The sequence below is a fragment of the Marinobacterium sp. YM272 genome (assembly GCF_050908845.1).
Taxonomy (GTDB): domain Bacteria; phylum Pseudomonadota; class Gammaproteobacteria; order Pseudomonadales; family Balneatricaceae; genus Marinobacterium_D.
In genome coordinates this window covers 1,897,453-1,908,685 of record NZ_CP194171.1, presented here as the reverse complement: position 1 = coordinate 1,908,685, position 11,233 = coordinate 1,897,453, and the positions used below count along the sequence as shown (strand labels likewise).

Annotated in this window: 6 protein-coding genes; 1 reads left to right on the top strand and 5 read right to left on the bottom strand. The window is 55.9% G+C overall.

What is annotated here, in order from left to right; genetic code table 11:
• Positions 1–187: 187 nt before the first annotated feature.
• From ACQUQP_RS08540 to ACQUQP_RS08530, 3 genes are read right to left on the bottom strand one after another with little or no spacing between them, the layout of a single operon-like run.
• Positions 188–1,537 (bottom strand): HlyD family type I secretion periplasmic adaptor subunit, encoded by a 1,350-nt coding sequence (locus ACQUQP_RS08540; protein ID WP_432698374.1) that lies wholly within the window; start codon positions 1,535–1,537, stop codon positions 188–190.
• The gene (locus ACQUQP_RS08535; RefSeq protein ID WP_432698373.1) at positions 1,534–3,726 is read right to left on the bottom strand and encodes a peptidase domain-containing ABC transporter; all 2,193 of its coding nucleotides are present in this window, start codon (positions 3,724–3,726) and stop codon (positions 1,534–1,536) included. Before ACQUQP_RS08535 ends, ACQUQP_RS08540 begins: the two co-directional genes overlap by 4 nt.
• Positions 3,723–5,306: an ABC transporter transmembrane domain-containing protein gene (locus ACQUQP_RS08530; protein WP_432698372.1), complete on the bottom strand. Its 1,584-nt coding sequence runs from the start codon at positions 5,304–5,306 to the stop codon at positions 3,723–3,725. The genes ACQUQP_RS08535 and ACQUQP_RS08530 overlap by 4 nt, the downstream gene beginning before the upstream one ends.
• Positions 5,307–6,014: 708 nt before the next feature.
• Between ACQUQP_RS08530 and folE2 the strand changes: the two genes are divergently transcribed.
• Positions 6,015–6,965, top strand: coding sequence for a GTP cyclohydrolase FolE2 (gene folE2 / locus ACQUQP_RS08525; RefSeq protein ID WP_432698371.1), 951 nt, complete (start codon positions 6,015–6,017; stop codon positions 6,963–6,965).
• On the opposite strand, the gene ggt is transcribed toward folE2, so the two are convergent.
• Together ggt and ACQUQP_RS08515 are read right to left on the bottom strand one after the other, a co-directional pair.
• Complete coding sequence (gene ggt, locus ACQUQP_RS08520; protein WP_432698370.1) at positions 6,966–8,696, bottom strand: gamma-glutamyltransferase; 1,731 nt, start codon at positions 8,694–8,696, stop codon at positions 6,966–6,968.
• Between the two features lie 158 nt (positions 8,697–8,854).
• Positions 8,855–10,813, bottom strand: coding sequence for a choice-of-anchor F family protein (locus ACQUQP_RS08515; protein ID WP_432698369.1), 1,959 nt, complete (start codon positions 10,811–10,813; stop codon positions 8,855–8,857).
• Positions 10,814–11,233 lie beyond the last annotated feature (420 nt).

Sequence of the window (11,233 nt, the reverse complement as noted above, 5' to 3'; positions counted from 1 at the left end):
TCGGGTGTTGCATCGGATGCTTCCCAACCAATGGGTGCCTCTTCCTCGGCGTTTTTCTCGTCATTCAATCGACCAAGCTGCTTTTCCTTAGCTTTCAGGTAAGCCGCTTTTTCCTCATCGGTCATGGACTCAAAGGGTTTATTGTCCATCTCGGGGCACCTCTAAACTCAATTTTTTAAAGTCGGGATCAACGCTCGTGGAACGCAGTATCTGAAGCCAGGAATATCGGCTTCAGCAGATACTGGATCACGCTTTTCCGACCTGTGGCGATATCAGCCTCGCCGGTCATACCCGGCATCAAACGATGGTTAGCGCCACCGACATACGGACTGCTTAGGGCCACCTCGACCTTGTAGTATGGCATGCCGTTCTCCTCCAACTTGGAAGAGGTTGGCGCTACGCGCTGGACCCGTCCTTCAACCGAACCAAAACGCGCGGAATCGAAACTATCAACCTTCACTACTGCCCGCTGTCCCTCTTTGACAAAACCTATATCGCGCGGCATGACCATCACTTCCATCACGACGTCCTGCCCAGTGGGGACAACCTCGGCGACAATCCCACCCGGCGGAATCACCGCGCCCTCAGCTGTCTGCGGTAACGCAGTCACAATACCGTCTACCGGAGCCTCCAGCTGAATGCGCCCTTCGGTTTCTTCCAGCGCACGACGCTCCGCGAGGAGTTCACTGTACTGCTCTGTTATTGCGCTCAATTCATTACTGAGCTGCTCGTTGTAATCCGCGCGCTGACGAGCCATCTCCGCATCAACACCGCCGATAGAGCTGCGCATTCCCTGCGCTCTTGCCGTCGCTTCAGAAAGTCTCTCTTGCAGGGCGGTAAGCTGCTGACGAGCATCACTTAACGCCAGCTGTGTTATAACCCCACGGCGCGCGCCCTCTTCCAACCGTGCCAACCTATCTCGCGCCTCACGAATCTCCTGCGCAATCAGCTGGCGTTCCCGTTCGGCACCCTGAAGCATTGCGCCTTGCTGAGCGCCCTGACTGCTTGTAGCTTCCAGTGCCTTGTCACGAGCAGTGATTTGATCGTGGTAGGTTCTCAGCCCCTGCTCGACCAGCATGGGAAATCGGTCCGAATATCCGCCGAAGTTAGGCAAGCGATTCTCAAGTACGGCCTGCATTCTTTCGCGGTCGATTGCCAGGGCTGCAAGTTTGACATCCGTCTGAGCACGCATCTTGTCAATATCGGTGGTCGCAAAGTCTGCAATCATTTGACCTGCGGTAACTCTGTCACCCTCGTTTACATGCAACGCGATAATGGTGCCACCCGTCTCGCTTTGCAGCACTTGAACATGGCCACCAGGCTGCATCTCGCCTCTTGCCCTGGCCAGTTCGTCTACCTGAGCAACGGAGGCCCAGACGAGCGCGACAACGGTCAGTAAAATGATCCCTGCCAGCGTTCTGCGCAATGTTTTTGACTGCCCACGGTCATCAAGCAGCGAATCGATGTCCACTGCCGGACGAGTATCACCCGCAGTAACCGCGACGATGGCGGGTGCAGATTTAGATGTATTTGTCATGAAGCCAATTCCTCGGATGGGCTGCCTTCCGGCGCGGAAACGGGGCCAAAATGAGCCAGCGCACCATTATCGATAACAGCAATAAAATCGGAGCTTTGAATCAGGTCTGGACGATGTGTCGCAATAATCACGGTGGTCTTGCCATGCAGTTCATCAAGCAGGCGCGTGAAATGTGCATCCAGCACGGGATCGCGGTCCCCTAGCGGGTCGTCAAGCAGCACCAGCGGCGGGTTATCGATAATTGACGCCGCCATACGCACGATGTAGCGCCCTCTGACCGCCGCCTTATCCTGACGCCAGGGCGTGATTCTGATATGCAGCGCCTCATCGGCGGACTCCACGTCAAAGTAGGTCCACCAGGTGGGGCCTGCGACCCGCGCCAGCGCTGCTTTTATCTCCTCATCACTGGCAGTGGGGTGACGCAGCCTCATCGACTGAGGCAGCGAAATGGGAAGCCCCGGCATCATCTGTGGCAGATATCCATGCCAGGCCCGGTAATCGCCCGGGTCGAACTGTCGGTAGTCCCGGTTATCGATCAATACACGACCGTTCTGAGGCATTCTCGCGCCTGCGATAAGTTCCAGCAGCGTAGTTTTACCTGCGCCGTTGGGACCAACAACGGCCAGCCGGGCTCCAGCTTCAAGCTCGAAACTGATGCCAGCCAGTGCCGGTTCACGGTCAGCACTGTAGCGGTAATAAAGACGATCGATCTGCACGGAAGGCTTCAATTCAGCCACTGGCGATATGATCTGCGGGTTGGAAGCCTCACCGGTGCTGAGCAGCAAGCGCTGCAGCTGATGTCCAGCACCCACCAGCTGTTTAACCCGAACGAGGTTGGAGAACATCTGTTGCGCAGGTGTGGTCACCCGCCAGATCAACATCATGGTAGCGATAAGCCCACCGGTGGACATGTCGCCCGCCAGCACCAGCGTGATACCCACCGCCATGGTTCCAAGTACGGTCAGCGTACTGAGCGACTGGGCGAGCGTTCGGGTCAGTGAGTTGATCATCGCATAATCACGATTAGCCACCACCGACTGGGCGACAAGGTCCGCCAGGTAACGATTCCATAGCGCCGAACCGCGCACCCCGCGCAGGGCCCTGAGGCGACTGGTTACCACTGTCGTCATTTCCGTCAATTTCCGGGAAACGCTGCTCGCGCGCCCAGACCGGGCTTCAGTCGCCCGCGCCAAAGGCCAGGAGACCAACGCAAACAGCACCAGTCCGGTCAACGGGACAACTACAATCCAGCCGCCCAGCATTGCAATTACCACCAGGAATATGATGACAAAGGGGTAATCCGCACTGATTACGCCACCCGCGCCACCAAACCACTGCCGCAGCCCTTCCATAGCGCGTAGACGGGTCAGGTTGTTTTCAACGCCAAGGCGTGCAGACAGCTCCAGAGGCAACCCAAGTGTTTTACCCATGGCCACATCACTGATTCGGGAGCCCCCCCACCCGGTCAACCGCGATACCAGGGTGACCCGCGCCAGGCGCAGCGCCCAGGCACCCAGAATCGCGATACCCGCACCTGCGGAAACCGCCCAAAGCGTGGTGGTCGCGCCACTGGGAATAACCGTGTTATAGACAAACATGGTGAACAGAGAGATAACCAGAGTGAGCAGGTTAATCACAAAGCTCACGAACATGATGCCCGATATTTCGCGGCGGGCCGCCAACATCAGCTTCTGGAACCAGCCGCGCTGGGGCGAGTCCAGTGTTTGAAATTCGGCATCTTCCTCTACGTACAGCAGCTGATCGCGGGACTGAGGCTGCAGCCCGGAAAGACTGTTCTCGCCATCGTGCCACCAGTCCTCGCCATCCAGGCGACCAAGGTAAACATAGGCCCCGTTGTCAGACACCAGCACACTGCCCACGGCCAGCGAATCGAGGACGTTGTTTCCATGGCGGGTCCATTCCGACCAGGAACGTGAGCGAACCCGGAAGCCCTGCTCGGTCAACATCCGTGCCACATCACCCGCATCAATCGGCTTTTCCGGATCCGGCAGACTGATCAACAGGGATCGCGGTGCACCGAACCAGTCCAGCGCAACCATCAGCGGAGCGATACACCGTGCCAGCACCGAATTTTCAAGCCTTTGTGTACCCAATGCTTTGTTAATCGCTTCGAGCCGATCAGACTCGCTCGCGTAAACGCTTTGTTCGTGTTTAACGGCCGTACTCATTCCGCTGCCCCCTTGTCACCCAGCACGAGAGAACGTGAGCAGGCTTCGATCAACGTTTCCTTGTATGTGGATACAAGCACCGTGGTATTGCCCTGCAGCGAATTCAGCATGGCCGCCAGCCGCTTGATTCCATCCAGATCCAGGCCGGTGGCTGCATGATCCAACAGGAGAATTTTTGGCTTGCGCAACAACGCACGGATGATGGCGATACGCTGGTAAACCCCTTCATCAAGGTGCTCAGCGGTACCCGGACCGACCTCGGTCAACACACCGTTTTTGAGTTTATCCACGTGGGACTGCAACCCCAGCGCCTCGCTGTAGTTTCTGACTTCAGCGTTGTAACGCGGATCGTAGAGTGTCAGGTTATTCAAGATAGAACCGGGCACCAGCGCCAGATGCCGGGAAACCAACATCACATCATCACGATATTCTCTGCGACCGAACTCGCTGAGTTCCTTGCCATCGATTTTGATCTTGATGCCTGGGTCATCGGTCATACCCGAGATAGCTGTCATCAGGCGGGAGGCGTGGGGCGCATTGAGAGACCTGAGGTGAACCACCTCACCGGCTGCGATGGTGACAGGTGCGTTAAGCAATTCCGGCGCTTCGATAGTGATTTCACCGCGCATCTCCTGCTTTGCTTGCGAATCGGAACTACCACCAAAGGCCGTGTTGAGCGGCAGGTTAGTCAGGTCATCTACCTTTTTCTGCGCCTCACTGATGCGTGCCAGCTGGGACCAATATCCCAGACTCGCCATGGCAGGCCCGATAGAGCGGCCGGCAAGCATGGTGCAGGCGGCAAGCGCACCGGTGGTCAACTGGCCGTTGATAACCTCTATGGCACCGAAGGTAACTATCAGCATCGTCGATAACTGACCGATGCCCGTGGCGTTCTCACGAACCCAACCGAGACGCGTTTCCAGGACGGCACTTTGCTGCACCTGACGCTTATTGAGCCTGCGCCAGAGCGCACCCAGGCTGCGCTCGGAACCCACGGCTTTCAGATAGCCCAGTGCATTGAACAGTGACCAGGCAAAATCATGGCGCTGACGCTCTACCTTTTCAAGCTCGCTGGCAGCGGTCTCTATCCTCGGGTTCCAGAACAACGCGAAGCTTAGGGCCAAGATGAAAAGCGCCAGCGGAATCAGTGCCAGCCAACCGCCGATGTAGGCGATCAGACCGATATAAACAGCGACGAAAGGCAGCTCGTAAAGCGCAGCACCGGCCTGGCCGGACCAGAAATCCCGTACCTGACCTATGGCGCGCAGTGCATCGGAAATCGCGGCTGTACCCCGCTTTTCCACTTCACTGATATCGGCGTGTTGCAATCGATCCAGAGCCGCCATAGTGGTATGTGCCTCGTACCGCGATCCTATACCCACAAAAATTGCCTGACGGCCATAACGCAGCACCGACTCCAACAGGATGGCAATACCAACGCCGATCACCAGGAAAGCAGCGGTACCGTAGGATTGTGATGGAAGAATCCGGTCATAGATCTGAAGCAGCGCAAGGGGAAGCGCCAACGCAAGAATATGCGTGACCAGGGAGACGACAAGGATGTCTGGACGTACCAGCACTTTTTTCCCCGTCGAAGGTGGAGCGTTAACACTAGAAGAAACAGCCATGAATGAACCCAATTCCGGTTTGGACACTTGTAGACGTCATCGTGTTACTCGCGGACCATACGTCTATGGCCCCTCATTTTTTGCCCCTGAGGTTTCAATCTCAGGTTATCTGCTCACTCCTCTTTGAACTGCTCTTACTGAATTACGATGCTCAACCGTGAGCGGATCCAACCAAACGACCATAAGCATCTCCTGATGCAAATATATAACGCATGCAATTTGTCTCCAACCATCGAAGGACAAAAGTAAGGCACTTTTATAAGAAACTCGCTCTACCGATAAAAACTCAGTCAATTCAATCAGCTGGAACATCTAGCGCACACTCCGCCTCTTCCACCAAAGTCTAATGCCGCGAGCGTTGAGCCCCTTTCTAAAGATGCTGTGTGGAAAATACTTTTTGCGTCAATTTTTATATTAACTCCACAAAAGCCGAGAAACCCTTTACCTAAGTACAAAAATAGCCAAAAGCCGAAAAATTATTATGTATTCATTCGGTGACAATTATTCCTTAGACACGATTCTTACTGCCTACCAGATCAGAATGTCAAACATGGGAATTCGCTGCGTTAGCACGAAAAAGGCCAAACCCCGAACAGCGCTCAGACAATAAAAGTGTTATTTTATAACATTACATATTAATTGAGATTTAAGAGATTCAGGATGAACAGCCTCAACATCACTCCAATCCCGCTTCCGGATATCGCCACTTCCACGAGCTCAGGTATCAGCACCCGTCTTGACTGGGTGGGCATGGCCGGCCTGGCCCTGCAGTTCCGTATTCAGGAGAGCCAGCGCGGCGTGCTGTCGATGCAGGGCAAGGCAGACATTCATGTCGATATCGTCCGCCCCGAGGTCAAAGGCATCCATATGTCGCGGCTCTATCTACTGCTGGAACAGCTGGCTGAATCCACTCCTCTTTCGCCTTCAAGCCTCAGCGACTTTCTCTGGCTGCAGCTGGAGACTCATCAGGAGATCAGCCAGGCCGCCGGGGTGTCGATTCAGTTCCCTTACCTGTCGCGTCGTCCGGCTCTGAAAACCGATCATAGCGGCTGGAAGGAGTACCCGGCGGCGATCCACGCCACCTTTCAGGATGATCTTCGGATCGAGCTTGAGCTTGCTATCCCCTACTCCAGCACCTGCCCCTGCTCCGCCTCTTTGTCACGCCAATTACTGGTAGAGGCGCTGGATCATGCCTTTGCCGGACGCGCGCGACTTGGCGTTGATGAGATCCGCCACTGGCTGCTGGAGAATGGCTCCCTGGCCACGCCACACAGCCAGCGTTCCTGGGCGAAGCTTAAGTTGGAACTGTCGGAATCAGCCGAAGCCTTTGAGTTCGAATCGATTATAGAAACGGTGGAACAAGCACTGGGCACCCCGGTGCAGACCGCCGTTAAGCGTGAGGATGAGCAGGCATTCGCCCGCTTGAACGGCGACAACCTGATGTTCTGCGAGGACGCTGCCCGGCGGGTGAGCCAGTGCCTGGCCCAACGGGGCGACCTGCGCGATTTCTGGATACGGATCGAGCATCAGGAAAGCCTGCACGCCCACGATGCTGTGGCGGTGGTCACCGCCGGAGTAGCCGGCGGCTACCAGCCACTGTTACGGCGCTAGTTAATAGCCCTTGGCAGACGAGGTACTGCGACGCGGATCGGCACCGCCATAGAAGACACCGTCCTCGCCGACCATGATCGACTGGATCGCCCCCATGGCGGATTTCTGCACTACGCTATGCCCCATGCCCTCCAGCAGGCGGATGGTATCGGGGCTGATCCCCTGCTCGATACGGATCTCGTCCGGCAACCACTGGTGGTGGATGCGCGGCGCGTTCACCGCCGCCTGAATATTCAGGTTATGGTCGATCACATTCATCAACACCTGCAGTGTGGTGGTAATAATGCGTGAGCCACCGGGACTGCCGGTGACGATATAGTTTTTGCCATCCTTCTTGACGATGGTGGGTGACATGGAGCTGAGCATCCGCTTATTCGGCTCGATCTTGTTTGCCTCGCCGCCGATCAGACCATAGGCGTTGGGGACACCGGGCTTGGCGCTGAAGTCGTCCATCTCGTTATTGAGTAGAAAGCCGGCACCATCGACAACGATGTGGGAGCCGTAGCTGAAGTTGATGGTGTAGGTGTTGGAGACCGCATTGCCATACCTGTCGACGATGGAGAAATGGGTGGTCTCGTTACTCTCGTAGGGTGCCGGGTTGCCGGGTTTGATCTCCACGCTGGGCGTAGCCTGCTCCGGGTCGATCTGCTCGCGTAGGCTGGCGGCGTATTCCTTGGAGGTCAGACCTGTCAGCGGCACATCGACAAAGTCGGTATCTCCCAGGTATTCGGACCGGTCAGCGTAGGCACGCTTCATCGCCTCCGACATCAGGTGAATGGTCTGCGCCGAATTGAGCCCACTATCGGCGATGGGGTAACCCTCAAGAATATTCAGGATCTCGACAATATGCGCACCGCCAGAGCTGGGAGGGCTCATGGAGTAGATATCGTAACCGCGGTAGTTGCCGTGCACCGGCTTGCGGATCGCAGGCTGGTAGTTCTTCAGATCCTCGTGGGTGATCAGGCCGCCGCCGCGCTGCATCTCGGCGACGATCAGATCGGCGGTTTCACCCTCGTAGAAGCCTTGGACACCCTGCTCGGCGATACGCCTCAGAGTGGCTGCCAGATCCTTCTGCACAAAACGTTCGCCGGGCTGGTAAAGACTGCCATCGGCTTTGAAAAACACCTTGCGGCTGGATTCAAACTGCTTCAGCCGTTCCGCCTGGGACTCTATTCCCTGGGCGAAGCGAGGCGGAATGACAAAGCCCTCTTCCGCCAGCTTGATCGCCGGAGCCAGCGCCTGTGCCAGCGTAATGGAGCCGTACTTTTCCAGCGCCAGCGCCAGGCCCGCCACTGTTCCCGGCACGCCCGCTGCCTTGTGGCTGAAGCGGCTACGCTCCTTTACAACTTCGCCGTTTTCATCGAGGTACATATCCCGGCTTGCCGCCGCTGGAGCCTTTTCGCGATAGTCGATCGCGGTCACATCGCCGCGCTCTTCGGAAGAGACCAGCATAAAACCGCCACCGCCGATATTGCCGGAGCGGGGCTGGGTCACCGCCAGCGCAAAGGCTGCCGTCACCGCCGCATCGATGGCGTTACCACCCGCTTCCAGTACCCTTAGCGCCTCATCGGTGGCCAGATAATGACTCGTCACTACCATACCTTTGCGCGCCTCCACCGGCACACTGCGATCGCCTTCCAGTATCGCTTCCGCCGCACCGGCGGTTAGCGTACAACTCCAGACCGCGACCAGACCGGCCGCCGCGATGACCCGTTTTATCGCTATCGACATCATTGTCTCCACCCTCCTTTTCGGCTCAGGCTATCACCTGAGTATCATGACAGTGCACTATCTAAACTAGCAGGTCTCTAAAATAGCCACTCTCTAAAATAGCAGCAGGGGCCACTCTGGGCCCCTGCTTTAGTGTAGAAAGGCTAAGCGCCTGGCCACTACCTGTTACCAAAGTTATTGCTGTTTTGGTTACCCGGTTTGACTGCGACGAGCGTTGTTGCACTGGCCCTGTCGGCCGCTTCGGTTTCGCCATCGAGACGGACTTCTGCAGTCCAGGACACATCCCCGGCTTCTTCAGCAGTCCATTTGGTGGAGAACCTGATTTTTCTTTTGGGCTCCAGCGCCTCGAACGGCTGTTCCATGATGACGACGCCGTTAGCCACGATGGTCGCTGTCCCACTGACAGCGGTTTCGGAGGCTTTAGCGTTGGTAACCGTCATGCTGACTTTACCGCTTTGTCCTACAAAGAGGCTGTCAGGTACCGCGAAGTCACTGACGGAAACCTCAGTGAAGAGCACTGGTTCTTGCGGTTCCACTGCGGTGGTTGAGACATCGTCGGCACCGTTGTAGCTGACTGTTACTGTAGTGCCAACGGCAACGTTGCTGTATTCATCCGGCAGGATTGCCGCGAACGCGCCGCGATCTTCACCGAGTTCATCAAGGAACAGAGTTTGGCTCAACCCGGTACTGGTGCTGATGGTTACTTCGACCTGATCTATTTCCTCTACAGCCCCATTCGCAGCCGCATCGCCGACACGGGCTGTCAGTACGGATCCGATCTCAAACTCAGGTGCCGGAGAGATCATCAACGCTACCGGACCGTTATAACTCAGGTTAGGTGTAGATGCGTTTGCTACATAGCCCGGTACAGTGGCGGATACGGATTCAACCGGAGTGATCCGAAGAGTGAACTGGTCAGAATCAGCGGTGAGCTGACCGACGGTGACGATGTAGTTAAGGCCGACGTTAACCAGGTCATCAATTACGCCCTGGGTGTATAAAAGGTCGTTACTCCAAGCGTCGATGACTGAATCATCAAGAGGGGCAAATCCAGGTTCATCAGGTTCCTCACTGGCCCCTTCCATCCATGTGTATCCGGCTTCGACAGGATTGTAACCAAACCAGGCAACCAGCTCCGCGTCGGTATTCGGATTGCCGTCATCATCAAAGAATATCCCCTGGGGCAACCAGATGTTGGGCAGCCAGGCACCAAACTGGCCATCAGCGCCTCCCCCGTCGGGCACATTGCTATAGTCACTGCCCAACGTTGCACCAGAGTTCAGAGTGTCGGTCTGCCCGGAGAGTTCTGCCAAGCCCTCATACTCGGCAAAGACGAACCCTGCTCGGGTAGTGGCGTCAAAAAAGCCTGCGGGGCGGTCGTGTTTGATGTCTGGAGGGCCAAACAAACCCTCGGAAAAGTTGGCCAGCTGGTCAGGATCCCAGATACTAGTGGGCGCAGACAGGCTAAGGTTTTCGACACCGACACCCCCGTCAGCAGCGGCCGCTATGAAGTTGCTGCCAACACCTGTGCCAACCTGGATCTTGAAGCCGGCCAGGCGGCTGTTCGTCCAGTTATTGATCTTCTGAAATACCTGATAATCACGGGAGCCGATCTCTGGTTCAACGTTAAATACCAGGTCGATACCACCGTTAGCCAATGCGGCTGGCAACATGGCGAGCTTGTAGCGTTTGTGAGTCTGGAAAGGAGAGCTGCAGAGCACCTGCCGGGGGTCGGTGGAATCCAGATAATGCTCTTCCAGGTATGAGGTGGCCATAATGCAGTTTGCCGGTTTGGGCTCTTTAACGCCCCCATCGTCCTGGATCACCTTGATACCCGGAGGTTCTCCGATCGGCCAGTCTTTAGCCAGCACATATCCCATTTCTGTTCCGGTACCATCCTCCCCTACTTCATTGCTGACTGCCCCGAGATAGGTGTAATCCGAATCCGGGCTGAAGTAATACTCACCGCTGATTTCGTCGAACCAGCTGCCATCTCCGTTTAGAACCACATTGATGTTATCCAGGTTGAAGCCGCCAAAACCTTCCGCGACATACTCTGGCGCTGCGGGCGCTACGGCCCCGCTGGGTCCTGAAGTGATGCGATCTGCCAGAGCCATCGGGGCAACGAGCGGACCGGCCACTAAAAGTACCAACACTGAATTGAGTGGAGCAGAGTGTCTGATCCACTGCTGCATTAGAGAGCACATGACAATACCCCTTCCTTATTATTTTTTATATCCAACTAGGGTATAGCCAAGCCCTGCATAACCGGCCAGCAGGTATTCCCGAGCAAAACAGTCTGGCTTAAGCACCCTATTTCACGGGAATTTTGGCGTATTTTCTTCGACTAACATAAACAATATCTAATATAAGTAATTGATATACATTCGTTCTCAGCCAAGACTTTTTTCCGTTCAGGCAAGGCCCACCTGCCGTATCCCCCAAGGACAAAATGAATTTGTTGACCCTTGCCGACAAAGTACCCGCAACGACCACGCACATTAGATGTTACGCATGTTCTTGATGCGTATTTGGAA